General features: G+C 65.0%; 20 protein-coding genes. 7 read left to right on the plus strand and 13 right to left on the minus strand.

Translation table 11 applies throughout. The features are described 5' to 3' along the window. Nucleotides 1-12: 12 nt before the first annotated feature. Nucleotides 13-1,122: an NADH:flavin oxidoreductase gene (locus ACFWF1_RS16555; RefSeq protein ID WP_379282841.1), complete on the minus strand. Its 1,110-nt coding sequence runs from the start codon at nt 1,120-1,122 to the stop codon at nt 13-15. A gap of 205 nt (nt 1,123-1,327) precedes the next feature. On the opposite strand from ACFWF1_RS16555, the gene ACFWF1_RS16560 reads away from it, so the two are divergent. Further along, entirely contained in the window at nt 1,328-1,774 is a 447-nt protein-coding gene (locus tag ACFWF1_RS16560; RefSeq protein ID WP_379282842.1) for a MarR family winged helix-turn-helix transcriptional regulator, read from the plus strand. 242 nt (nt 1,775-2,016) lie between these two features. On the opposite strand, the gene ACFWF1_RS16565 is transcribed toward ACFWF1_RS16560, so the two are convergent. The 3 genes from ACFWF1_RS16565 to ACFWF1_RS16575 form a co-directional block, all read right to left on the minus strand. Then, a complete protein-coding gene (locus ACFWF1_RS16565) occupies nt 2,017-6,219 on the minus strand; it encodes a hypothetical protein (protein ID WP_379282843.1) in 4,203 nt (1,400 codons plus the stop codon). Between the two features lie 44 nt (nt 6,220-6,263). Further along, the gene (locus ACFWF1_RS16570; protein WP_379282844.1) at nt 6,264-6,572 is read right to left on the minus strand and encodes a hypothetical protein; all 309 of its coding nucleotides are present in this window, start codon (nt 6,570-6,572) and stop codon (nt 6,264-6,266) included. Nucleotides 6,573-6,986: 414 nt separating this feature from the next. Further along, on the minus strand, nt 6,987-8,756 hold the full coding sequence (locus tag ACFWF1_RS16575) for an ATP-binding protein (RefSeq protein WP_379282846.1): 1,770 nt from the start codon (nt 8,754-8,756) through the stop codon (nt 6,987-6,989). A gap of 216 nt (nt 8,757-8,972) precedes the next feature. Here ACFWF1_RS16575 and ACFWF1_RS16580 point away from each other — a divergent pair, with 216 nt between their 5' ends. Beyond that, a complete protein-coding gene (locus ACFWF1_RS16580) occupies nt 8,973-9,626 on the plus strand; it encodes a TetR/AcrR family transcriptional regulator (protein ID WP_379282847.1) in 654 nt (217 codons plus the stop codon). Nucleotides 9,627-9,812: 186 nt separating this feature from the next. Here the strand turns inward: ACFWF1_RS16580 and ACFWF1_RS16585 are convergent, their stop codons facing one another. The 3 genes from ACFWF1_RS16585 to ACFWF1_RS16595 form a co-directional block, all read right to left on the minus strand. Continuing rightward, nucleotides 9,813-10,646 carry an alpha/beta hydrolase family esterase gene (locus ACFWF1_RS16585; RefSeq protein WP_379282848.1) on the minus strand — a complete coding sequence of 278 codons (834 nt, stop codon included), beginning with the start codon at nt 10,644-10,646 and terminating at the stop codon, nt 9,813-9,815. 101 nt (nt 10,647-10,747) lie between these two features. Beyond that, nucleotides 10,748-11,977: a cytochrome P450 gene (locus ACFWF1_RS16590; RefSeq protein WP_379282850.1), complete on the minus strand. Its 1,230-nt coding sequence runs from the start codon at nt 11,975-11,977 to the stop codon at nt 10,748-10,750. A 131-nt stretch (nt 11,978-12,108) separates the two neighbouring features. Further along, nucleotides 12,109-12,642 (minus strand): helix-turn-helix domain-containing protein, encoded by a 534-nt coding sequence (locus ACFWF1_RS16595; protein WP_379282851.1) that lies wholly within the window; start codon nt 12,640-12,642, stop codon nt 12,109-12,111. A 55-nt stretch (nt 12,643-12,697) separates the two neighbouring features. On the opposite strand from ACFWF1_RS16595, the gene ACFWF1_RS16600 reads away from it, so the two are divergent. Continuing rightward, nucleotides 12,698-13,990 carry a serine aminopeptidase domain-containing protein gene (locus tag ACFWF1_RS16600; protein WP_379282852.1) on the plus strand — a complete coding sequence of 431 codons (1,293 nt, stop codon included), beginning with the start codon at nt 12,698-12,700 and terminating at the stop codon, nt 13,988-13,990. A 137-nt stretch (nt 13,991-14,127) separates the two neighbouring features. Next, nucleotides 14,128-14,685 (plus strand): hypothetical protein, encoded by a 558-nt coding sequence (locus ACFWF1_RS16605; protein ID WP_379282853.1) that lies wholly within the window; start codon nt 14,128-14,130, stop codon nt 14,683-14,685. Between the two features lie 4 nt (nt 14,686-14,689). Here ACFWF1_RS16605 and ACFWF1_RS16610 read toward each other — a convergent pair whose 3' ends face one another. From ACFWF1_RS16610 to ACFWF1_RS16630, 5 genes are all read right to left on the minus strand, one after another. Then, on the minus strand, nt 14,690-15,352 hold the full coding sequence (locus ACFWF1_RS16610; RefSeq protein WP_379282854.1) for a Crp/Fnr family transcriptional regulator: 663 nt from the start codon (nt 15,350-15,352) through the stop codon (nt 14,690-14,692). Continuing rightward, on the minus strand, nt 15,349-17,334 hold the full coding sequence (locus tag ACFWF1_RS16615; RefSeq protein ID WP_379282855.1) for an adenylate/guanylate cyclase domain-containing protein: 1,986 nt from the start codon (nt 17,332-17,334) through the stop codon (nt 15,349-15,351). Before ACFWF1_RS16615 ends, ACFWF1_RS16610 begins: the two co-directional genes overlap by 4 nt. 194 nt (nt 17,335-17,528) lie before the next feature. Then, complete coding sequence (locus tag ACFWF1_RS16620) at nt 17,529-18,566, minus strand: YihY/virulence factor BrkB family protein (RefSeq protein ID WP_379282856.1); 1,038 nt, start codon at nt 18,564-18,566, stop codon at nt 17,529-17,531. 133 nt (nt 18,567-18,699) lie between these two features. Continuing rightward, nucleotides 18,700-19,881, minus strand: coding sequence for an AI-2E family transporter (locus tag ACFWF1_RS16625; RefSeq protein ID WP_379282857.1), 1,182 nt, complete (start codon nt 19,879-19,881; stop codon nt 18,700-18,702). A gap of 345 nt (nt 19,882-20,226) precedes the next feature. After that, entirely contained in the window at nt 20,227-20,475 is a 249-nt protein-coding gene (locus ACFWF1_RS16630) for a hypothetical protein (RefSeq protein WP_379282858.1), read from the minus strand. Between the two features lie 79 nt (nt 20,476-20,554). Between ACFWF1_RS16630 and ACFWF1_RS16635 the strand changes: the two genes are divergently transcribed. Next, entirely contained in the window at nt 20,555-20,932 is a 378-nt protein-coding gene (locus ACFWF1_RS16635; protein ID WP_379282860.1) for a hypothetical protein, read from the plus strand. 340 nt (nt 20,933-21,272) lie between these two features. Then, nucleotides 21,273-21,860: a hypothetical protein gene (locus tag ACFWF1_RS16640; RefSeq protein WP_379282861.1), complete on the plus strand. Its 588-nt coding sequence runs from the start codon at nt 21,273-21,275 to the stop codon at nt 21,858-21,860. A 1,034-nt stretch (nt 21,861-22,894) separates the two neighbouring features. Here ACFWF1_RS16640 and ACFWF1_RS16645 read toward each other — a convergent pair. Then, the gene (locus ACFWF1_RS16645; protein ID WP_379282862.1) at nt 22,895-23,341 is read right to left on the minus strand and encodes a hypothetical protein; all 447 of its coding nucleotides are present in this window, start codon (nt 23,339-23,341) and stop codon (nt 22,895-22,897) included. Between the two features lie 524 nt (nt 23,342-23,865). Between ACFWF1_RS16645 and ACFWF1_RS16650 the strand changes: the two genes are divergently transcribed. Beyond that, the gene (locus ACFWF1_RS16650) at nt 23,866-24,609 is read left to right on the plus strand and encodes a hypothetical protein (RefSeq protein WP_379282863.1); all 744 of its coding nucleotides are present in this window, start codon (nt 23,866-23,868) and stop codon (nt 24,607-24,609) included. The last annotated feature ends 143 nt before the right edge of the window (nt 24,610-24,752 follow it).

Genomic DNA, 24,752 nt, shown 5'->3' on the forward strand with positions numbered 1-24,752 from the left:
CGATTCCGCGGGTCAGTTGAGGGACTTCAGCACGCCGCGGTCGAAGGCGATCGTCTCGTCGAGACGGCCCTGTAGCGCCTTGCTGGCCCAGTCCGGGTTGGCCAGCAGCGCGCGGCCGACCGCGACGAGGTCGAATTCGTCGCGTTCGAGGCGATCGAGCAGCTGATCGATGCTCGCCACGTCGGCCTGCTTCTGCCAGCCCGCGGCGCCGACGAATTCCTGGTCGAGCCCGACCGAGCCGACCGTCACCGTCGCCTTGCCGCTGAGCTTCTTGACCCAACCGGCGAGATTGAGGTCGCTGCCGTCGAATTCGGGCAGCCAGTAGCGGCGGGTGGAGGCGTGGAAGGCGTCCACGCCCGCGTCGACCAGCGGTGCCAGGATCTGCTCGAGCTCGCCCGCGCTGTCCGCGATCTTGGCCTGGTAGTTGCCGGACTTCCACTGGGAGAGCCGGAAGAAGAGCGGGAAACCGGGGGAGACGGCGGCACGCACGGCCTCGACGATCTCCACCGCGAACCGGGCCCGTGACGCGGGGTCGCCGCCGTAGCCGTCGGTCCGCTGGTTGGTGCCGCTCCACAGGAAGCTGTCGATCAGATAGCCGTGTGCCCCATGCAGTTCGGCACCGTCGAAGCCGAGACGTTCTGCGGCCGCGGCGGCTTCGGCGAACGCGGCGACCGTATCGTCGATGTCGCGCTGCGTCATGGCTTTTCCGGTCGGGTCACCGGAAAGGCCTACGCCGGAAGGGCTTTCGGCGGGCGGCTCGGTCGCGGTGCGCGCGACACCCGTGTGCCACAGCTGCGGAATGATCTTGCCGCCCGCGACGTGCACCTGCTCGGCCACGCGCGCCCAACCGGCGAGCGACTGCTCACCGTAGAAATGCGGCACGTTGTCGTAAGCACCGGCCGCAGCCCGGTTGATGTAGGTGCCCTCAGTGATGATGAGACCCACGTTGTTGGCTGCCCGGCGAGCGTAGTACTCGGCGACGTCGGGGCCGGGAACACCACCCGGCGACATGTTCCGAGTCATCGGCGCCATCGCGATCCGGTTCGAAACGGTCAGACCGCCAACGGTGAACGGCCGATCCAGCAACCGCCGGATCCGAGTGGTGTCTACTGCCGAGGTCATATCGTCTCCAGTGTCGGCGCCGAGCGGATGACAGCACCATGGTCGGTTGCGGTAGATGGAAGAGCAGCGAGCCTTCGAATAGTTGAGCAACTCAAGTGACTCATCGACAGTACAACCGCAAGTGCTTGATTCTGTCAAGCATTACACCGTGTGATGCTGGCCCGATAAGCTTGAGTTCATCAAGTATTCGGCCTACCTTGACACTGTGCCGCACTCTTCACCCACGCCCTCGCCGACCGCAGTCGACGTCATGGCGACCCTCACCGACTTCTGTCGCGTCTATCAGCAGGACTTCCTCACCGCGGCACAGCGCCTGGATCTGACCTACAGCCAAGCCAAACTCGTCTGCCTACTCGCCCAACCGCGCGCGATGCGAGAACTGGCCGAAGCCCTCTCCTGTGACGCATCCAACATCACCCTGCTCATCGATCGCCTCGAGCAACGCGGCCTAGTCGAACGGCACCCCGACCAAGCCGATCGCCGAGTCAAAAAGGTAGTAGCCACCCCCGCCGGCACCGCCCTCGCCCAACAGGTCCGCGACGGCATGCACGGCGTCCACGCCGCCCTGGAAACCTTGACCCCAGCCCGCCGCCGCAACCTCCAGAGCATCCTCGAACAGCTGCATTCCCATATGACAACCAGCCAAGACTGACTTGCCCCAGTGCGGGTCGGCGACGGGGCAATCCAAAATTCCTGTCGCCTACCCCATGTCGAGCGTGGGGTTCGCCTGTACGAATCGACCGTGCCCTCGGACGACCCGGTCGGCACCCGGGTGGTCCTCGGCAGGCCCTGATTGCGCAGTGGTCGACAGTTCCCGGGCGGGTGCTACGGATCGGTTCGGCGGCCGCTGACGAGGGGATGGCCGCCGAACCGGTCCTGCAGCAGGTCAGTGCCTTACAGAGTGACGCTGACCAACTCTCGTGGTGCCGCGGTGTGCACCGAACCGTCCGCCGCGTTGTGTCCGACCAGCGGCAGTGCCGCTTCGCGTGGCGTCGGGGTGATGGACTGCTCGGTGCGCGGCAACGGAGCGAGCACCTGCTGCAGCGAGGCGATCAGCGCTGCGGTGGGTGTCGTCTGAGGAGTGCCGTCGAGCAGTTGGGTGCCGGTTTGCATGGCTCCACCGGTGCAGTCGCGATCGGGACCGTGCTGGTCCTGCTCGGCGCGCAGCGCCGAAATGATGTACTCCGCTACCGGATTGGCGTTCGTCTGCACCGTGTTGTTATTGATGTTGATGTTGATGATCGGCACCACCACGATCAGCACGATCGGGATGATGAACAGCAGCGGCACCACGACCACCATGGGCAGCGCCAGTGCCGCCAGTGCCAGGGCCACGATCGGTACCGCCACCGCGACCAGCCCGGCCAGCGCGAATCCGCCGACCGCGAACGCCGTGACCGCGGCAGCCGCCGCACCCAAGACGAACGCGCCGAACACCGGAATACCTATCATCGCCACCGCAAGAGCCAGCGCGGCAAGGAGAATCGGAATACCGCCCGCCAGTAGCGGCCCGCCGACGACAACCGCCGTCAGGAACGCCGCACCGGCCGCGATCACCGCGCCGACCACGGCCGCGCCTGCGGCCAACGTAGCCAGCGCGGCCAGGGCGACCGCGACCATCGCCAGCAGACCCAGCACGAGGGGCACGCCGATCGCGGCGGCAACGGCACCGAACAGCACCGCAGCGCCGACCACCGCAGCGCCCACTGCGAGACCACCGATCAGCAACGCGCCCAACACAATCGGCGTACCGATCACCACGGCCGCCACCGCGAGCGCGGCCACGATCGCGGCAGTCACGGCACCGAGGGCCAGCGAACCACCGATGGCCACCGCAACAGCCGCCAGCGCGCCGAAGATAAGCGCCCCCAGCACGATCGCTCCGCCGACCGTCGCGGCCGCCGCAGCCAACGCGGCCAACAGTGGCGGTCCGCCGATGATCACGGCCGCGGTCGCGAGTGCCCCGAGCGCCAACAGTCCTAGGACAATCGGACCGCCGATGACGACGCCCGCAGCGAGCGCGGCCAGCAGTGCCGGTGCACCGATTACCACCACCCCGACCGCCAATGCGAGCAGGCCCAGGGCGATTGGTCCGCCGATGACGACCGCGCCGACGGCGAGTGCCCCGAGTGCCAGTAGGCCCAGCACGATTGGTCCGCCGAAAACGACCGCTCCGATCGCGAGGGCGCCAAGTGCGAGCAGGCCCAGCACGATTGGTCCACCGATCACAACGGCGAGTACACCAAGCGCCAGCAGCCCCAAGGCGATCGGTACGCCGACTATTAGTGCGCCGACCGCGAGAGCACCCAGTCCCAGCAGGATCGGTCCGCCGATCACGACTGCGGCGACGGCGAGTGCGCCGAGTGCCAGCAGGCCCAAGGCAATGGGTCCGCCGATGACGACTGCGCCGATGGCAAGTGCGCCAAGTGCGAGCAGACCCAACAGGATCGGTCCGCCGATCACGACCGCGCCGACGGCGAGTGCGCCAAGTGCCAACAGCCCCAGGGCAATTGGCACGCCGACGACCAGCGCACCGAGTGCGAGTGCACCCAGTCCCAGCAGGATCGGTCCGCCCACCAGCACCAGCACGGGTATCACCGCCATCAGGACCGGCGCGAGCAGCATGGCTCCGGCGATTGCCAGCAGGATGACGATGCCGAGCGACAGAATGCCGCCCGCGATCACGGCGACGAGTTCGCCGAGCGTCGGGATGCCGATCAGCAGGATGGCGAGTGCGACGAGGCCGACCCCGACCACGGCGATGCTCGCCGCGCCGATCACTAGGGCCGCGAAGCCGAGGATCGCACCGAATATCGGTGTCATCAGCAGTCCGGCGACCACCGGTGCCAGCGGACCGAAGATCAGGAACGGCAGGCTGAGCACCGCCGCGACGAGCACGGTGGCGACGGCGAGGATGCCGGTACCGATGGCGAGCACCGGAATCGATGCCACGGCGACGATCACGATGGCGAGTGCGGTGATGGCCCACGCGCCCAGGACCGCGCCGAAGGAAATGACAATGGCCAGGGCGGCGACCCCGAATATCAACGCGGCGAGCGGGATGGTGAGCAGCCCGAGGGGCGGGAAGACCAGCATCGGGGCGAAGGCGAGCACGGCTGCGCCGAGTGCCGCCGCGATGGTCAGTCCGAGGCCGGTGAGGGCGAGCGCGCCTCCGATTCCAGCGAGGAACAGCAAACCGGCGATCGCGGACCCGACGACGTTGAAGAACATGGTCGCCAGGAACGCGCCGAAGATCAACGGTGACAGCAGCACGAAGAGCGGCGGGTTGAGCAGGATGAGCCCGATGGTGTCGATCCCGAGCACGCCGAAGGCGAGGAACGGGATGGCCACGCTGGCCGCCGCGATGGCCGTCGCCGTCAGGCCGGAGCAGCCCATGGACCACAGGACCACGCCCGCGGTGCCGACGAAGGTGGCGGCGACGACCGCGAGCGCCACCGCCGCGACGGCGAGACCGCCGCCGATGGCCACGATCAGGCCGAGCGGAATGGTGATCAGTGCCAACGGTGGGAACAGCAGCGTGACCACGAACAGCGCCGCGAGGACAGCGAACAGCACCAGGGCCCCGCCGACGATGATGATGCCCGCACCGGACACCGCGAGCAGTCCGCCGATCAGCGGTCCGGCGAACAGCATCGCCACACCGAAGAACATCGGCAGCGCCGTGAACAGGGCGAAGGACAGCGGAGCCAGCAGCGGTCCGAGGAAGGGCACCAGCAAGATCAGCGCAGCGGTAATCGCGAGACCGGCCAGCGGAACTACGTGCTGCACCAACTCGACGGCCGCGTAGACCGCGGCGATGAACGCCGCACCGATGAACCAGGCGAAGATCGCCGCACCCAGCACGAGCACCCCACCGGCCAAGCCGAGCACAGTCGCGCCGATGACGAACGGCGCGGCGAGGATGATCAGGGGCAGCGTGATCGGCAGTGTCACAACGGTCAGCACGATGCCGATGACCAGCAAGACCGGCAGCGCGATCAGCGCGGCAACGATCAGCACCGGAATCGCGAGCAAGATCAGGACGGCGATGATCGGCAGCGCGATGATGGCCAGCGGCAACAACGCGAGAGCCGGGATCATGAACAGCCCGGTGTGGTTGAGCGCGAGGCCGACCACGTTCCGCAGATCCTTGCGTACCGTCGACAACAGATCGTTGGCTGTCGGTCCGGTCAGCAGGGACAGGAACTCCCGAATCGGATCGGGCGCACGCAACACTGTGCCGAGCGCTTCGATCAGTGGCGCACCGAGGTCGATCAGATCGGGCGAGATCGATCGGACGAATTCGCTGACCGGATCAGGCAATCCGTTCGCCTTGCCGGCGAACGAGGTCAGCAGATTCCGCAGGCCCGCACTCGGATTCGGTCCGCTGAGCGGGAATCCGAAGGCTTCGGCGGCCTGGACGATCAGGTCGTCGATGGCGTCGCCGCCTGGCTTACGCTGGCCCGCACCGGCCATTTCGGTTGCGCTGGTGACGAATCCGAGCAGATCGTTGATCGGCTGGCGCAGTGGTCCGTCCGGGAAGGCGGTGTCGGCAAAGTTCGCGATCTGGCCGAGATCGAGCCCCGATCCGGTGATCTGGGCGACGGTGGCGGCGATATCGGACACCGGTTGCGATACCGGCCCGAGGAGATCGGTGATGGCCGGTGCGACCGACGTCGACATGGGCGCACTCGTAGATGTGGGCGCACTCGTCGAGGTAGCCGCGCTCGCCGGCGTGCTGTCACGCATCGGTGCGCTCGGCGTCGCTGCGGGTGCCGGACTGCCCGCACCAGCGGCCCACGGGGCGGTCGCGGTGCCGATCACCGACAACCCCGAGTCGATCATCGAGCGCGTGCCGGGGTCGAGATGCTCGTAGGCCGTCGTGCCGAGATTCGACAGGATGTCGCCGACCTCGCCTGCGCCGATCGGGCTGGGTGACGGCGGTGCGTCGGCTGAGGCATGCGCACCGGACACCATGACGGTGGCCAGCCCCGCGAAGGCCGCGGCGGCGCTCAGTCCGCGCCGGTTCCGGCTGGTTTCCAGGCGGTGCTTTGCCTGTGCCTTGGTCGTCTTGATCTGACGTGTCTTCGTCCGCATTGTCGAACACCTTTCAATCGATCCCGGCGAACCGGGTGCTGGTTTTACTGCGGTCCGGTTTCGCCCGGTCCGCAGTAGGCGCGAGATGTCCCGCCGTTGGCCCCGAGGGTGATGCCGATGTGGCTGTGCAGAATGCCCACCACATCCCGGCATCGGAGGAAGGCATGGAGGTTTTGCCCCGCTCCTGGCTGACAGGAGAGCGTCAGCACGTTCGGTACCGAGTAGTCGACGGCGCAACCGGGTGGCGGCGGATGTGCCGCCGCGATTCCGGCAAAGGGAATTGCGCCCAAGATGCCGACCGTGACCGAAGTCAAGGCCAAGCATTTTTTTGAATGGTTTCGATTGTTCTTCACCGTAAATATGGTGGTGCGCGTGGTTCGCGCCAGTCAAATATCTAATTCGGACAAAACGGCAGATGGCCAGGTAGGGTCCGTGATTGAGTAATCGCCAGCATATTATCGTTATATTATAGTTAGGTGGCGACGGTTGAATTATTCATTTGCGTACGTTCTCGAGTAGCCTGTCTGGCTGTTCTTGCATCAGGCGATGCAAATGCGTTATTCGGCAACGTCGATGAGTGACTATCAAATGTCACAATCGTTCGCGTCGATATCTGGGTACGTTAATAGTAGACAATTGTCCGGAGGGTTGGTCGATGCATTTTATCGCATGGTAAGTCTAAGGCAGTGGCCGATATTCCGATGCCGAATTACCGATGGCGCGAAAAATCGCGACCGCACCGATGCGGTCGGTCAGGAAGTCTGTGCCTAGATCGCGATAGTTATCGCGTGCAGAAATGGGTCGGCGGGATCCGCTCGAGCGACCGTGAATGTCAGCGGTGCGGATATAGCGGAATCGATCGCCTGTCCGACCGCGCCGGCCTGCGGATTGCAGTACTCGTCACTGTCGGCGTGCCGCGCGGTGAGCGCGAGCAGCAGCGCGGCCACCGCGAGCGCGACCAGACCGGTGGCGCCGACCAACAGCAGCCGCCACGCTTGTCTCCGGCCTGCCACCGCGCGTGCCGACTCGGCAATGAACTCACGCGCGAGGCAGTTCAATGAGTTCGTCTGCGCGTCGAGTTCGGTCGCGGTGTCCAGGCGGCATTTGCCGTAGAGCAGCCGCGCGGGGTGGCCACCGGCCGACCAGGCGCGCGCGTCCTCCTCGACGCGTTGGCGAGCCGGGGCGAACTTCGCTTCTTCGGCAAGCCACCCTGTCATCCTCGGCCACCCCGTGAGCAGCGCGTCGTGCAGCAGTTCGACCTCGCCGTCGTGCTGGATCAGCAGGCGCGCGGCGGCGAACCGGTCGATGATCGCCGCGGTGCGTCGCGGGTCGGCGGACTCGCTGACGAGGATCTCGTAGCGGACTCGATTACGGACGGTGGTGTGCGGTCCGACCAGCGTGAGCGCGATGAGAAGTCTTCTGGCGGTATCGCGTTCGTCGGTATCGAGCTCGGACCACACCCGTTCGGCGGTCGCGGCGACGGTGCCCGAGACGCGGCCCGCGGCCTCGTACAGGTCCAGTGTCAGGGTCTTGCTCTTGCGCTTCGACCACATCTCCCGCAGTACGTTCGACAGCAGGGGCAGCAGCGCGGCCCGGCGATTCGGGGACGCGGCGGCGTGGACATCGGCCAGCAGGACATCGACGAGGTGCGGGTCCACCCGCAAGCCGAGCGCAGCGGCCGGGGCGGTGATCGCTTCGCGCAGTTCGTCATCGGTCATCGCGCCGAGCACCATGGACCGCTCGGGCAGTGCGGCCGCGAGCGGTTCGTAGTCCAGGAGGTCGGGGACACGATTGACATCGAGGACCAGCACAACCACATTGGCGGCCGCCAACCCGCGCACCGCGTCGAGGAAGAGACTGCGTTGTGCTTCGTCAGCGCACCGGGTGAACAGTTCCTCGCCCTGGTCGATCAGGATCAGTCGATTGCCGTCGCCGGAATAGGGGACGGTGCGTAGCGCGGCGAGGGGATCGGTGCCGAGGCTGATCAGGATCGGCGTGCGGGATCCCGGATGGGCTTGCAGTCCGGCGGCCAGCAACGACGACTTGCCGGTGCCGGGATAACCGAGCAGCAGCACCAGTGACGTGTCGCAGGTCGCGGCGGACTCGACCAGATCGGTGAGCTGGCTCAGCGCCGCGTCGCGACCGAAGAACAGGTCGGCGTCCTCGGCGCGGTACGGAGCGAGGCCACGGTACGGCTCGCGGTTCGGGTCGCACGCAACGGCGGGGCCGTCCGAGCGAGACGTCGCCCACGTCTCATGCCAGTTCGCCAGATCGAGGAGCGACGGATCGAGGCCGGCCGGTGCGGCACTGCGGCTGCGGACCGCGGTGATCAGCACCTCCAGCACCGGGCGCACGGCTTCGAAAGTGGCGGGCACCCGGTCGGCGCGGCGCCACTTGCTGATCTGCTGCTCGGTGACGGTCGTCGCCCCGTTGGATCGGGTATTGACCGCGCGGACAACGGATTTCGTCGGAGGCGCGCCCGCCGCACGGAAAAGCAGGGTCAGCCGTTCCCCGAAAAGCCCCTTCCTGTGGTTCATTTCGCTACCCGAGCCCGGCCGATGGCGTTTTGCTGATCGTGTTCGCTACGTGCGTCGAGCATCTTCGGAACTCCTTGTGCTGGCTTGATGGTCAGCGAGGCTTGATCCGTGCGCGCCCGCCGACCTGGTCGGCCGGTGGCGGCTGCCTCCGAAGGTGTTGTGAAGTCTCACAAAATATACAGATATGTATTTTATTCAAGTATGTACACTTTTCCGATGGGTGCGCAACGGGATGACGATGAGATGGACGTCACTGGCCCTCGTGACCGGCCGTTATCCCGCAAGCGACGGCAAACTCGGGACCGGTTGCTGAGCGCCGCGTTGGACGCGTTCGCCGAACGGGGGTTTCACGCGAGCTCGGTGGAAGACATCTGCGAGCGGGCCGGCATGACGCGAGGCGGCTTCTACGGCAACTTCGCCTCCAAGGAAGAGTTGTTCCTGGCGCTGTACGAGCAGCAAACCGCCCACCTCCTCGACGCGATCAGCACGACCCCGCGGACGGAAAACACCGTGGTGCAGGAGTACGTGCCCGCTTTTCTCGAGAAGATCCCGCAGGATCGCCGCTGGCATCTGGTCAACACCGAATTCGCCCTGCACGCACTGCGCGACCCCGCCGCAGCCGCCGTCCTGGTAGAAGCAACCACACGCCTGCGCGCCCGAATGAGCAGCCGCATCAACGACGCACTCACCAAGGCCGGCCTACGCCTCACCGTCCCCACCGACACCGTCGTCCGCTGGCTCTTCGCCGTCCGCAACGGCGGCCTAACCCAGTCCTACCTAGAACCCGACGTCCTCCACCCCAACGAACTACTCGACCAACTAGCCCAACTACTCCTAGTCGTAGCCACCCGCACAACCGACAACGATTAGCCCGCCAGCCCGACGCCGCAAGCGGTGGGCAAGGACCTTGGGGCTGCTGGCCGCGATCTGGTCGCAGATGAGGCCAGCACGGCCAGTCCGCGCCCTGTGGGAAAGTCTGTTCCCGCACACGCTCGCGTCCTAGGTGCGGCCTATCAACGGCCGACGCAGCCGCCGGAACAATTGGTAACGGGCAGTTCAGTAATGGCGATCGGTTCTGTCGATTCCGAAGAACTGCGCGATCACTTCGGCGGCGACCAGTCCGCCGCCGACCGTCGTATCGGGGAGCAGACTCCGGCCGATGGGGCCGGGGATTTCGTGCTTTCCGCCGACGACGGTGTAGCCGGTCACGGGCTTGTGTCCGGGTTGGCTGTATTCGGTGCGGCCGACCCATCCGCTAGCGGTGTGGAGCCACTGGAAGACGGGTGGCGTTTCGATGCCGTTGCGGGCGGCGAACCACCGGAGCGTGTCGGGGAATGACAGATGCGGTCCTTTCCCGAAGAGGGCGCGCTGCTGAGTCGGTGAGATCCGGAATCCGACTGTGCCGCCACGCCATAGGGCGAGGGGATCGGCGGTGCCGTGGAAGGTGAGCACCGGCACCGGCATTGGTGGTCGCTCGCTGCAGACCCGGTTACTCGCCGCAGGGAGGGTGCTGGAAATCAGGGCGGCACCCGCGAGTAGGTCAGGTGCATCGCACAGTAACCGGATCGCCATCTGCCCGCCGAGAGAGAACCCGACGACGAAGAAGCGACGCGGGTCCAGCGACCAGGTCGTGACGAGGTGTTCGGCCAAACCCCGGAGATATCCGACGTCATCGACGCGCTTGATGCGCCGCGACAGCATCACCGCCTTGCGTGCCGAATTCCACTCGCGCGCAATGCCATCGGGATAAGCGACGACGGCACCGCCGTCGCGGGCGAAACTATCGAACGATCTCCCGGAGTATCGGCTGCGCATCGACTCCCCGGTGTCGCGGAATCCGTGCAGCACAAGCACTAACGGAGCGCCGGGGGTCACGACGCTGGGACGCACCAGAGTGTGGGTGCGGTAGTGCTGATGGTCAAGGGCTTCACGGGTGACAACGACGTTTGCCTGGCGCGGGCGTATCCACACTGGCGAGCACCTATCTCGAATCAGTGGAGGGTGACGGGGAACTCTTGGATGCGTCGGAAGAAGATGGCGCGTCGCCATTTCAGGTCATCCGGGTCGACTGCCAACGCGATGTCGGGGTATCGAGTGAGGAGTCGGTCGACCGCGATGTGGGTGAGGGAACGGGCTAGTGGAGCGCCGATGCAGTAGTGGATGCCGTGACCGAAGGATAGGGAGCGGCGTGGTTTGCGTGTGGAGTCGAAGGTTGCTGGACACGCGTTGGCTTTGCTGTCGTAGCCGGCGGCGAGCAGGGAAATCCAAATCCATTCTCCGGCACAAATTTTCTGACCGGCAAGGGTGATCGGTTCGGCGGCCACGCGAAGCGTTGCCACCGGCTGCGGCGTGTGAACGCGCAGCGCTTCCTCGATGACCGGGGCGAGAGCCTTGGGGTCGGCTTTGACGCGCGCCATTTCGGTGGGGTTGGTCAGCAGAGCGTAGACGGTATTGAGAATCATGGACGTCACCGCTTCGTGCCCGGCGAGGAGAACGATCGAGGCGGTCGAGGTGGCTTCTTTGAAGCTCAGCTCACCGCGTCGATGCGCGGCGGCGAGTGTGCTGAGTATGTCGTCACGCGGCGCGAACCTTCGCAGGACCAGATAGGGGAGTATCACCCTGGCGAATCCGATTACCCCGGCGCGTAATTCGGGCAGGCTCGAGGAGAGGAAATCGCCGAGGGCGTACGAGGATCTGGTGATGATGGCGGCATGCCGGGCCGGAACTCCGGTGATCTCGGCGGCGATCTGGACCGGCAGCGGGATGGCGAAGGCGGCGGACAGGTCGACCGGCCTCGTGGCGTCCATCCGGTCCAGCAGCGCGTCGGCGAGGCGGGTGGCGCGGGGCGCGCGGTCGGCGACAGCGCGCGGGCTGAACGAGTCGGCTACGACGCTGCGTAGCCGGTCGTGGTCGGGCGGCTGGGACCCGAGCATGTGGGTGATGATGTGCGAGTTCGCCCACCGGTTGAACCGGCTCCGACGGCTCAGGCTGCTGGTGTCCGGGACGTACGAGCCGTTCATGGTTTCCGGCGTTTTGATCACGCGGGTATCGGTGAACACTGCCTTGGCCAGCTCGTGGCTGGTGATCATCCAGCCGCTGACTCCTTGTGGCGCGGTGAACCGGTGTATCGGCCCGCTTTCGGCGAGCTGATACATGCTTTCGGCTGGCGCCGCGAAGTATTCGTCGTCGAAGGTCAGGTGCTGAACCGGTTCGGCGGTCACCTGCACGGTTCTACCATGGGCAGCGACTCGGTGCCGCTCTAGGCCCGCAGGCATGGTCCTGGCCGTGATCGCACTGCCGAACGCATTGTGGCTCAACGAGTCTCGAGGACCCTACCTCGCCACGACAGTTCCTATGCTTCCGCCTCGACCGGAAACAGGATGGGGCTGAGCAGGTATCGCCCGCGTCCGGGGGCTGGTTCATTGGTCATGCGTGGCACGATCGCCTGCCGTAGCTCCAGGATGAGTTCCTCGAGCTCGGTGTGGTCCAACCAGAGCGCATGCTGCCGGTAGCCAACGAGATCTCCTGCCGGATCGGCGTTTTCGCGGTCGAGATACGCGGTGAACTCCGAGATCAGCACAGCCATCGCGGTGACGAAGATCCGCCGGTGATCCTCGATCGTGGCCGCTGCCGCCTCGTCGGCGCTGATCGTCGCCCGGTCCGCACGTAGCCGATAGTGCCGTTCGACCGCGCCTCGCACCCGCCGCTCCTGCGCGACTTCCAGGATGCCGGCCGCGGCCAGCGCCTCGACGTGCCGGTACACCATCGCTTTCGAAACCCCGGGCAGCCGGGCGCACAGTTCGGCGGTGGTCAGTGTGCGGCCACCGCGCAACGCGTGCACGATCCGCAGCCGCGCTGGGTGCGCAATCAGCTCCAAGGCATCCACTTCTCAACTATCTCATATCTTGCTAACGTTCTCATTAAACGAGAAAGGTTGAGCGATGACGAGACATACCGACCCGGAGACCGTGGCGAAGACCGTGCTGGCGATGCTGCGGGAGGGACGCTTCGATGATCTCGAGGAGCTGTTCGCGCCCGTGCTGGCGGCGGCGGTGTCGGCTGACACCGTCCGGACCGGGTGGACCGGGGAGATCGCGAAAACAGGCCAGGTACGTGCCCTCGGCGAGGTGCTCCTCACCCCGGTCGATGACCAGCTCACCCGGGCGGTGGTGCCGCTGCACTGCGAGAACGGTGAGCTCGAGCTACGGCTCGCGGTCGACGCGGATGGTCGGCTGCACGGCCTGCGGCTCGCACAACCTGCCGAATCAGCTTGGACCCGACCGAGTTACGCTACACCACGCCGGTTCACCGAACAGGACATCACCCTGGAATGCGGACCGCTCACTGTCCCGGGCACGCTGACCATGCCCCGGGGCGGCCGCGACCGGCCCGGGATCGTGCTGATCGCTTCCGGACCCAGCGACCGCGACGTGACGGTGGGTCCGAACAAGCCGTTCAAGGACCTCGCGTGGGGTCTGGCCAGTCGCGGTGTCGCGGTGCTGCGGTTCGACAAGGTGACCCATGTGCACACAAGCTTGGAACACGAACCCGGCGGCACCATGGTCGAGGAGTATCTGCCGAATGTGCTTGCCGCAGTGCGGTTGTTGCAGCAGCAGCCCGGAGTCGACCCCGCCCGGGTCTTCGTGGCGGGCCACAGCGGCGGCGGCAAGGCCGCGGTCCGCGCCGCCGCAGCGGATCCCTCGATCGCGGGTGTGGTGATGCTGGCCGCGGACACGATCCCGCTGCCACGCGCCGCTGCGCGCATATTCGGCTACATCGCAGGCATCGACCCGGCATCGGCTCTCGCGCACAGCACGGAAACGATTGCCCGGACCGAAGATCCGGCTCTGTCACTCGAAACCCCGAGCGCGGAACTGCTGTTCGGCTGGCCTGCCTCCTACTGGCTGGACCTGCGTGAGTTCGATCAGGTCGCCACCGCCGCGTCCCTCGACCGGCCGATCCTGGTGCTGCAGGGCGGTCGTGACTACCAGGTCACCGAGGCCGACGACCTGGCCGGGTGGCGGGCCGGACTGGCCGGAAGACCGGGCGTGACCATCAAGGTGTTCGCGGCCGACGACCACATGTTCTTCCCCGGCACCGGCCCCTCCGTCCCCGCGAACTATCAACTGCCGCAGCATGTCGATCCGGAAGTGATTGCCGCCATTGCGGATTGGCTGGTGCCCGGCGCGGGTCGCGGCCCGATGTCCCGGCTACTGGCCCACTTCGGTAGGTGAGCACAATGACAAGCCCGGGTAACGACCGCGTTGTGTCAGCGCGGACACACAGTGGACGTCGTTGAGCGAACAGATTATTCGAGCCCCGAACCGAAGAATTGGCGGCACACCACAGCAGCCACTTCGGAGGAAACCACATGTCGAAACTCACCAAGATGATCAATACCGCCGCCATCGCGATTGCCGCCGCCGCGGTGCTCGGACTGTCCGGGGCCCCGGCCGCCACGGCACAACCCGCGGCGCCCGCCCCTTCGGCGTCGGCGCCGGTACTCGCGAAAACGCAAGGCTGGCTGAACATTTACAGCGGGCAGGCGCCGCAGGGCACCAATGCGGTGCAGCTCAGGGTGACCAACGATCCAACGGTCGGCCCGCGGGTGACCGACCGTGACGGTCGCTCGCTCTACCGCTTCGACAAGGACACCGCCAACCCGTCGAAGTCGAATTGCAACGGCGACTGCGCCGTCACCTGGCCGCCGCTGCTGGTCAGCCGCGGCCAAGCCCTGTACGTCGATGGCATCGACCCCGCGCTGACCGGATTTGTCGAGCGCGCGGACGGCTCGTGCCAGATCACCGTCGGCGGGTGGCCGGTCTACTACTTCTCGAAGGACCGGAAGCCTGGTGATCTGCTCGGTCAGGGCGTCGGCGGCACGTGGTTCGCGGTCGCACCCACCGGTGGCAAGGCGCTGGCCAAGTAGCCGTTCAGCCGGCGGCGGCGCGCACCAGCGCCGCCCGGTCGACCACGGTGATGCGGCCACGGGTCAGCGCAAGGATCTCGCGCTGTTGCAATTCGCGCAGCACCTTGTTCGTCGTGGCCCTCGTGGTGCCCGCCATGGACGCCAAATCGTCTTGGTTGAGCCGGATCTCGGCAACGGGATGCGCGCCGCCATAGATGCGGGCAAGGTCGACGAGTCGTCGCACCACCCTGGTTTCCACCGGTAGATATAACGCCTCGAGCACCTGCGCGGACAGTCTGCGCACCTGAGCGGCCAAGGTTCCGATGATAACCTGGTCGATCTCCGGGTAGGTCTGCCGCAGCGTCGTCAGCTGCGTTCGGCTCAACGTCAATGTTTCGGCATTTTCCACCGCTTCGACGGTCGCGGTGCGGCGAGAGTTGCTGTCGGCCACCGCCAATTCGCCGAATGAGTAGCCCGGACCGAGCATGGTCAGGGTGGCGGTGTTCCCGAACGGCGTGGCGACGCGAACAATGAGCAGGCCGGACTTGATCAGATGCAGGCAGTCACCGGGATCGCCTTCGTGGCAGAGGATTTCCCGGCGTTTGAACCGGCGCGGCGTGCACGAGGCAAGGATGTCGCGCCGCTCCTCATCGTTCAAGCCACGCAGTATCTCGAAATCGGTGGTCACCGTAGTCCATCCAACACATAGCAGGTCACCGGTTCACTCCGGCCTTTGACGGTCACCGTGCCACGGCCGCGCACCTGTGCGCGCGGGCCCAGCTGCGCATAGGTCAGCGAGCCGATGACCACCGTGCCGGGTTCTGCCAAACTCTCCAGTCGCGCAGCAAGATTCGTGGTGTCACCGATCGCGGTGTAGTTGCGCATCTGCTGCGCGCCGACGTTGCCGACCAGCGCCGGACCGGTGTTGACGCCGACCCGGAAGCGCGGCCAGCCGGGATGTTCCTGCACCGTTTCGGCGACCACCCGCTGCAGTTCGAGCCCGGCTCGTGCCGCCCGCAACGCGTGATCCGGCTGGTGGGTAGGCGCGTTGAACAGGGCCATTACCGCATCGCCGACAAACTGCACCACTGTGCCGCCCTGCTCCAGGATGACCGGCACGATCGCGCCGTAGAACGTATTGAGCATGTGCACAACCGCTTCCGGAGTCGAGGACTCGGCGAACGGCGTGAACCCGGACAGGTCGGCCATGAGCACACTGACCTCGGCTCGCCGGCCACCCAGTCCGGCCCTGGACGGGTCGGCGATCAGCGCGGTCGCCACCGCGGGCGACATGTAGGACCGGAACAGCCCGTCGATCTGCTGATATAGGCGAGCGTTCTCCAGCATGACCGAGGTCCGGTCGGCGAACGAGCGCAGCATCGCCAACTCGGCGTCGCCGAAATGCCCGTCCGCACGGCGCACTTCGAGGACTCCGGCCTCGCTGCCCTTGACGACCAGCGGCAAGGCCACCGACCCGGGATCGGCGGCGCGGCCGTCGGGAAAGGTCATTTCGCCGTCTCGAATCAGGCCGAGCCGAAACCGATCTCGGTCGAAGGCCGCCGACACCAGCTGCAGCACCTCGTCGAGCAGGTCCTCCTCGCGCCGAATCACGTTGGAGCGCTCGCCGATTGCCGCCAGCGCGCCGAGCCTGCGGACCTGCTCACGTTCGCTGCCCAAGGCGTGGGCGCCCTGCTGCAGCACCGCGAGCTGGCGCTCGGTCAGCCCGAATCGCTTGGACAGCCGGACCCCGACCGCGCCGAGCGGCTCGGTCGAGACCACGCCACCCTCGGCGCGCTCCCGCAACGCATCGACCATCTCGTTCAGCGCGTGCGCGTAGTCGCGCTCCAGCCCGGCCACCGTCTGGCGCAGCGTGACACTGTCGAACAGGCCGAGAGTCGAACCCTCCCGGCGGAATTGCAGGTGCGCGCTGGCCGAGATGAGCACGAACGCGGCCAGCATCAGCACATGCCATTCCCACCACGAGGTGTGCCAGCTGCGCCCGAAGCCCACCGCGAAAAGCGCCTCGGCCAGCAGCACAAAGGCGGTGAGCACGCTGAGCAGCATCACCCCGCGCCGGCGCAGATACTGCCGGGCATACCCAAGCGCCGCAACGAAATAGCACACCGACCCGAGGAAGGCCACGCCGATCAACGCGCCCCGCGCCTCGGCCGGATCGGGTGCGTGATCCAACGGCGGCAGCTGTGCCATCGAAACCACTGCCCACACCCCGAGCAGCAGCGTCGGCAGCGCCGACAACAGCCACGCGAACCGCTGCAATCGGGCGGCCGCTGTCGGCCCGAATTCCACCGACGACGCCAGCGCGGCAAGACCACCGAGCCCCAGCCCGACCGGGACCGCATAGACGAAACCGGCGTTGGGCGTCAGCAGAATGACACCCGGCGTCGCCAACGCGTGCAACGCGAGGAATCCCGCGCTGAACTGGAACATCAGCGACACCAGAATCAGTCGCGCGTCAGCACGCATCCGAGCGGCCCGAAACAGCATGGCGCCCAACGCCATCGCGATGGCAGCAGTAGTGAGCACCAGCCAGAAATGGCCGCCTTGGTGCTCGTAGTCATGGTCGAGCGCAGGCCGGGAAACCAGCAACCACAACCCGAACGCCGGCAACGACACGTGCCCTAGCCACAGCAGAATCCTGACCCTCGACACCACCCGAACGTACCGTGCGGCGCGCTGCTCCTCAGCCTTCGTCCGCCCTTCGACGGCCGGAGCACGGTCTACCCGCCGCATCACATCGGGTCCAGATCCAGCTTCCCGGCACCAGACGGGACGGCGATACCACTGCTGTCACCTATCACCCAACGCGGTGACCGGCTCGACCTAGGCGGAATCTTGCGGCGAGTTCACTGCTCGGGAGGCTGGTCGAAGGTGACCGTGATGTCTTCGAAGTCCTTGTTGCGCTGGGCTTGTGCCTGATCGGTGTACGTGCGCCGGTCGCCGGTGGTGAGGCTGACGTTCTCGGTGAACGGCGCCAATAGGGCACGCGGATAAAGCTTCTCGATCCACACGACGTTGATCTCCGCGCACAGCACGACCGAGAACGAGGCCAGGTAGAGGAAGCCGAGAAGCCCGAGAACGACGGCGAACACACCATTGGTGTCCGACGAATGATTCACCACCCGACCGACATACAGCGAACCGAACCGCTGCAGCAGTTGCCACGCGACGGCGGCGGCGACCGCACCGGGCGCGACCTCCCGCCAGCGCAGGGGTCGGGCGGGAGCCCACTTGAACGCGATCGCGAACAACCCTGCATTGAACACAACCGACGCCAGCGTAAGCAGCCATGCGAACCCGAAACCGATATGCCACGCGGCCCCGATCCGCGACAACACAGTCAATCCGAGGATCAGCGGCCCCAGGATGAGCAGCCCGATCAGTCCCCGCACTCGGACGATGAATGGATTAGGCCGCTGATTGACAGGCACGGCCCAAGCGACGTTCATCGCGTTCTGCACCGCTACCGACACACCGAGCCCACCGAACCCCGCAACACTGATCCCGACGATCAGCCCGACAGTGCCACCGCTGAGCCGCTCCGGACGGCTGATTTGATCCCCGATCACCGGAAACTGACTCACCGCCGAATCGAGGATGCGCTGCTGCAGATGCGGATCGGCCTTGAGAATCACACTGAGCACGGTCGTCAAAATCAGCAGCAGCGGAAACAACGACACAAACGCGTAATAGGTGATCAAGGCCGCAAGGTACCCACCCTGATCATCGACGAACTTATAAACCACCGCCAGCGGAAACCCCACCCCACGATGCCGCTGCTGAAACCGATCGACTCTGGCAACCAATCCAACCCTCATCCCTCGCGACGCGCTGTCCGATGGCCGTGGCACACGCCCGACCCGAGACGCCCGCAACACCAGCATCCTCGCTTATCCCCGGCCATCAGACGCCGAAATCGCCGCACACCTCAGCTGCCGCCACCAATCGCTCGCACCACCCGAGTTGTCGCGCAACGGAAGTCCCAGAAGGCCCGCCGTGGTTCAGACCGGTCTGCGCTCAGCGCTGGTCCAGTGAGGGGAACGCGGTTTCGCGCATGATCAGCAGTAGCGCGGCGGCGACGGGGATGGCGAGCAGCGCGCCGACGATGCCGAGCAACGCACCGCCGAGCAGCACCGCGACCACGGTGACGAGGGCCGGGACCTCCACCGATCGGCCGATGATCCGAGGGACGAGCACATAGTCCTCGACCAGCCGCAGCACGATGAAGAAGATCACCGTTGCGATGGTGACCGGGACCGAAACCGTCAGTGCGACAAGGGCGACGATCACCCCGGCCACCGTGGATCCGATGACCGGAATCAGGTCGAGCACCGCAACCAGGACGGCCAGCAGCAGGGGATAGGGGACTTCGAAGAACAGCAACCAGATAAAGGTGAGTGCCGCGGTGATCAGGGAAATGATCAGGTTGCCGAGGATGTAGCCGCCGACTTTGACGAAGATCTCATCACCGATGAGGATGGCGCGCGGTCGGCGCGAACGCGGAAAGAGCCGGTAGATCGCCGCGCGGACCTGGGTGAAATTCGCCATGAAATAGCCGGTGAGTACCGCGACGATGACCGTCCCGCTGATGATGGAGAAGGCCAGTCGCCCTGCGCCGAGCACCCCGTCGGTCACCACCGACGAGTTCGTATCCAGGGTCTTCTGCAACTTTTCCTGCAGATGGAAGCGCCCGTCGAGATTGTCGATCACCGGATAGCGCTGACGCAGATGGTGGAGGTAGTCCGGCGCGTTGTGTGCCAGGGCACCGCCCTGATGTACCAGTGGCGGGATGGCGGCGGCGAGGAATCCGGCGAACAGGCCGAGCCCGACCAAGAACACCAAAGTGACTGCCGCCCACCGCGGGAACCACGGCCGGACCAGCCACGAAACCACCGGTTCCATCCCGATGGCCAGGAACAACGCGATGACCACCAGGACGAGCACCTGAGTCGCGGCGAGGACGGCTTGGATGGCGCCATACGCGACCGCCACGCCGAACGCACCCATCAGGCCGATCATGAACGGTGAGGACCGGTCGAATCGGCGCCCCGGCCGCCCGAGCGGATGATCTTCGGTGCTGGCTCGCGCCGCCGCCGCTTCCGCGGCGATGATCGGTTCCCCCTCGTCAGCCGAGTGCGGTTGAGCGACCATCTCGCTATGGCCCTGACTCGCCGCTTGCACATTTTCCTTGTCGGCCATTGCTTTCACCTCGCTGGTCCCCATCGGCCGCCGAGCCGGGTGCATCGGAACAGGTGGGCTCCGCCGAACTACCCTGAGGCGCTCGGTTGAAACGCCGTAACTCCTCGCTGCCCCCAGTTGGCTCGGCGCCGCGGTACCCACCGTCGCGCGACTACGCTGCGACCCGGGGGCAAGGACCGTTACCCGGCCGGCGGTAGCTCACGAACTCGTGACCGGCGTGATTCCCCTGAGTGATCCTGACGAAGTAGCCGATTCGCGTGCGCTCGATGTTGCGCTACCTGCGAATCATGTTGGGGCACAATGTGTTTAGCACCCGGCCTGAACGATGGGTAGAACTCTTTGAGATCACCTCCCTCCCTCACCTTTATCTTCCCGCTGGTTGAGGTCGTCGAAATTCTTCCCGAGGAAGTCAGACATGCCGTGGGCTCTCGTGCAACATGCCCTGAGCGTGCCCTTGGACTGGGTGACGACCTCTTTGAGCTTCGCGGTCCAACTCTCGAGGTCCCCGCACATCGCCTGCCGGCTATACGGGTTGAACCCGATGGCGCCGTAGAGGAGGTTCAGCGTCTTGTAGAAGGGCTGGGCGAAACCCACTGCTGGGTAACGTGATAGAGCGACGACATGGTGTCTGCGCGCAGACACCCTCGACGATCTGGAGCAGGTCGCTCGGCGATTGGGCAGCGAGGTCCAGGTTGTCCCAGGGCGCACGGAACCGGACGGCACCCAACGGGTGGTCACCAGCACGCCTGTGGGGCAGGCGGTTTGGCGGGCTCGGCAGCAGGGCCTGCCGAACTGGTACTACCGCGACGATCCAGACAAGAACCCTGCCCGCCGCGCCGTTGTCGGTGACCGAATCGCGGCCGGAGTGGCCTGGTTGGAGGTGGCTGGCGACCCCGACCAGTTCCGCGGGCACATCGGCCAGGAGGCTTTCGACCACCTACCCCTGCGGTTCGTGCCCGGTGAACCGGGGCTGCACGCGGTCGCTGTGCGTAGCAGCGATGGTGAGGAGATCGTGATCCGACGCACCCCAGTTGGGCAGGACATGTTCTGACGCGGTGGAATCCGTTCAGTCGCGATATCCGACCGCTGTGACGTTCGGACATCCGTCATGCCCGCGGGTTCAGGCGGTCATCGCAACACCACGCGGCGAGATCGACTGCGGCGCAGAACATCCGATATTGCCGATTTCAGTACGTCAGTCCCTATCAGCTGCCCGTCCTGACCGCGCGGGGCTGCACGTACGCAGGCAGGAGGTGTCCACAGGACGGCGCAGCCAGTTTCGACAACGTCTGCGCTGGGGCAGGTGCGAAAGTCTGAGGCATCCAAAGGCTCGGCGGCACCGAATATGCAGGTAGCTCCGATACGGACCACGCGTATCGCCACCGTCCACGATGAATGCCAAGGAGGCAATTGTGAGGGTACGCCTGTCCGCTCTCCTCGTAACCGGATTTTCTGCGCTGCTGATCTCCGGTGTGGCCTCGCCGCACCTGGCCTATGCGGATACCAGCGCCGCCGACAGAGCCGATGAGTTGGAAAACTCGATCAGCAAAGCCAAATGGGGGCAACTCGTAGATCGCTTCTGCAAGAAACCCATCAACCCGAAGGATAATCTGAAAGCTTCGAGGGCCGATTTCAGCGATGCCGGAATCAATGCCTATGACAAGGCGCTTCACATGAGTCCGCTGGAGCTCACGCAGGACCCGTACAAGGTCGCTCGCGCGCGGACAATGGTGGATGGCAAATACGGAAATTTCGCGCCGACCCCTGGTTTTACGGATGAAGATACGCTGCGGTTATGGCGGGCTCTGGTTTGTGAGGTTGCTGCTTACAAGCGTCAGTGGAACAACGAGTTCAAGGCTGCGACCGAGAAGTATGGAAAACAGATGAAGCCAGAATACGAGGATGATGAGGCCGTCCTCAAACTGTTCGAAGACAAGTATAAAGCGATGGATGATGCGCTGAAGCTCGCAGGTAAGTAGTCGCAGCACCCTGCCGCTCCGCGCGGCAGGGTTGCTGCAATTGGTGCGGTGGTTACGGGGTCCGCGCGGGTCATCGCTGCGATGTGGCCGGGCGCCTGCTCGATAGTCTCGTTGACGCCGTCGAACGTGCTCCGCGTGCGTCGGGTGGGCAGTGCGGTGGGGTATAGCTGAAGCGTAGAAGGGCTCAGGAGCGAATCCGAACATCTAACACGCGTCGAACGACCAGGTAACCGCAGCCGCTGATTGTGGCCGCCCAACTAAGAGCGGTCTTCGACAGATACGTTTGTACGGGCCCGTGTTTCGGCGTAAATTGTGCCGTTTATCCACACTGCGGCCTCAAGAGTGTGCGTACCGGTCCTGAGACCGGTCAGCCCACGTGGGATGAGGGCGGAGCGTTTAGTGACGGACCAGTGGCGCACTTTTCCGTCACATTTCAGTTCGGCTCGCCATGGAATCGTCCAGCTCTTATACCCGTACCCTACTTTTATTGATGCGTCGTTCCCGTGCGGGGACGAGCACGAGGCGGTGCCGGAGATCTTGTCTTTCAAGGTGTAGCGCGTGCCGTCGACCTCGATGTGCACGGGCGGAAGCCTATCCAGTGTGATCGTCGCCCAGGTCTCGCTTTCGGCGTACGCCACCGTCGGGGGCATAACGGAGCCCCCTACTGCGACAACAGCTGCTGCAATCAGCGAAGCGGTGCACGCGCGGTTCATTGACATCTTGGTTTCCTGTCTTTGAAGGCGAGCTCGTGAGTCCAATTCACCGTACTTCTGAATATTCGGACGTGTGACCAGCCTGGATGGGTTCCCCCGGCCGGACCGCTGCGGCGCGACTCGAGGTGTCTGCGTCAAGCGGGCAGCAGGGCTTCCGCGGCTGGTTGCAATGTCGGCCGAGGCAAGAATCAGGGCCGCACGAATGCCCGGTCTATAGCCGATGTGCGAGCGTTCGACCGACCTTGATCAAGTGGTCGGCCGGACGCTCGGAGAACATCTGATCATGCCGATGAGGCGACGTTTTCAGTCAGCTGGTTGGGCTCAGATGTCCGTGGGGCTGAGCAATTTCCCGAAGGCTTTTTTGAAGCCGGTCAGCCGCATCGTCCACATGTCCGTGGCAGTCAGTTCGTTCTTCTGCATCGTGGGCGATGGCGTTGTTCCGGCTTTCCCGATCAGCTGTACCAAGGCCTGGTAATAGTCGGCCCGGACCTGGGGGTTCTCACACAGCTTCTTCCTGCCTTCGTTGGTGAGACCGGCTTTATCGGTGAGGTCGGCAGGCTTCAGGACTTTCAGACGAGCCTCGCGTATCGGGTCCTTCGGTGCGTCCGGCGTGCCGAAGATGACCGGGAGAGCGTCCTTGTACACCTTGTCGATATCAGCCAGCATCGTCGCGGTCATCGTGTCCTTGGTACAGAACGCTTCGGAGATCTTCTGATACTTCGCGAACGGGATGACCTCCAGTTCGCCTTCGTCGTCGGGCAGTGGCACCCGGAGCAGATACGCATACAGGGTCTTGTCGTTCGGGACCGGAGCCGCGGAGGCGGTTCCGGCCAGGGCTGGGACCCTGGGACCTTCATTCGGCTGGCGTGGCGACGCCGCGACAGTGGCTCGCGCATTGCGATGTCCGCTCTATGCCGCGGAGCGCGCGCTCCGAGCGGAGTGACCACCTCGGACTGGCTGGCCACCAACGCTTCTGAAACGTCCGCTTCTGCCGATGTGCGCGCGGCGGATCGTGTAGATAGTGTCCGACTCGTCTGGCTGGCCTACCGAAGTCCGGTCCTGTCCGGCTCATTGTGACGTCGTGGTGACAGCCTGTGTTGAGTGACATCCTGAGTCCTCGAGTTTGGCATCTGATTCCACGAGAGCGCACCCTACGGACCACCACCAGCGATCGTGGCGTCGGTTCTCTCTTGATTATTTTCTTTCCATCCGCGCCGCCTTCGGCAACGAACATCAATCAGAAGCCCATCGCCTGCCTGGCCGAACACTGAGTGCCGGGTAGCGTCCGGGCTGTGCGATTGGCTGGTACTGACATAGACCTGGATGCCGACATAGACGAAGGGAAGCCGAACGTGCTCGCGATAAGAGGTGGCCTGCTTGCCGCTCTCACCCTGACCGCCACAGTATTTCTTGGCGCCCCGGCAACTCACGCTGACGTGGACTATGACGAGGCTACGGAACAAAGAATCGCGGCAGGGGTACTAAATTTTCGTTGCAAGGACAAGGGCGACCTTGATGTCATCGTCGTCCCCCTCGACGATGAGCCCGAATACACCGGCGCCGTCGTCGTCGATGATAACGGTAAGCCTTTCTTGGACCATGGTGATGTCATCAAGGTCGACCTCGTCGATGTCAACGTGGCGGACCCAAAACCCTACGAGCGTGATGGCCTCGGCTCGAAGGAGCGCACGCAGGCGTGGTACGCCCGGCAGGTCGACATTGAACGTTCGTACAGCCCGTATGCTCTAAAAGGTGGCGGAAGTGCGGAAGACAGCGCACGGCAGGATCTTTATCGCGACAACAAGTACAATCCGGCAACGCGCAGGCAAATATGTGGGGACGTGCAGAAGTATTCGAACAGGGTCACCGATTTTATTCGTGCGCGAAAGGGAGACATCAAGGACTGTTGCGCGACCGAAGTGGGTTTGGCGAAATTCTTGAAGGATAAGATGAGGGCATTCAGTGAGAATGATAAGAAGGAAGCGCTGGGTGTCTACAAGAAGGAAGGCAGTCCACTTGTGAAGGCGTCGGAATGACCCTTGTCCACTCGTTGATCTGAGCGCGCACATGCCGCATTCCGCGCGATCGACTGATCCGTTACCGCTGCCCACCGGTGACCTCACGAGCGCCTGGAATCGCCGATTCCAGGACGTTCGGACCCATGACTTCCGGACGCACC

The organism is Nocardia sp. NPDC060255 (assembly GCF_042727395.1).
Lineage (GTDB): Bacteria > Actinomycetota > Actinomycetes > Mycobacteriales > Mycobacteriaceae > Nocardia.

Excerpts from the sequence above, each read along its gene's own strand:
- ACFWF1_RS16640 (WP_379282861.1), top strand. The coding sequence starts at position 21,273 with ATGAATGCCAAGGAGGCAATTGTGAGGGTACGCCTGTCCGCTCTCCTC.
- ACFWF1_RS16600 (WP_379282852.1), top strand. The coding sequence starts at position 12,698 with ATGACGAGACATACCGACCCGGAGACCGTGGCGAAGACCGTGCTGGCG.
- ACFWF1_RS16625 (WP_379282857.1), bottom strand. The coding sequence starts at position 19,881 with ATGGCCGACAAGGAAAATGTGCAAGCGGCGAGTCAGGGCCATAGCGAG.
- ACFWF1_RS16580 (WP_379282847.1), top strand. The coding sequence starts at position 8,973 with ATGGGTGCGCAACGGGATGACGATGAGATGGACGTCACTGGCCCTCGT.
- ACFWF1_RS16605 (WP_379282853.1), top strand. The coding sequence starts at position 14,128 with ATGTCGAAACTCACCAAGATGATCAATACCGCCGCCATCGCGATTGCC.
- ACFWF1_RS16620 (WP_379282856.1), bottom strand. The coding sequence starts at position 18,566 with ATGCTGGTGTTGCGGGCGTCTCGGGTCGGGCGTGTGCCACGGCCATCG.
- ACFWF1_RS16565 (WP_379282843.1), bottom strand. The coding sequence starts at position 6,219 with ATGCGGACGAAGACACGTCAGATCAAGACGACCAAGGCACAGGCAAAG.
- ACFWF1_RS16555 (WP_379282841.1), bottom strand. The coding sequence starts at position 1,122 with ATGACCTCGGCAGTAGACACCACTCGGATCCGGCGGTTGCTGGATCGG.
- ACFWF1_RS16575 (WP_379282846.1), bottom strand. The coding sequence starts at position 8,756 with ATGAACCACAGGAAGGGGCTTTTCGGGGAACGGCTGACCCTGCTTTTC.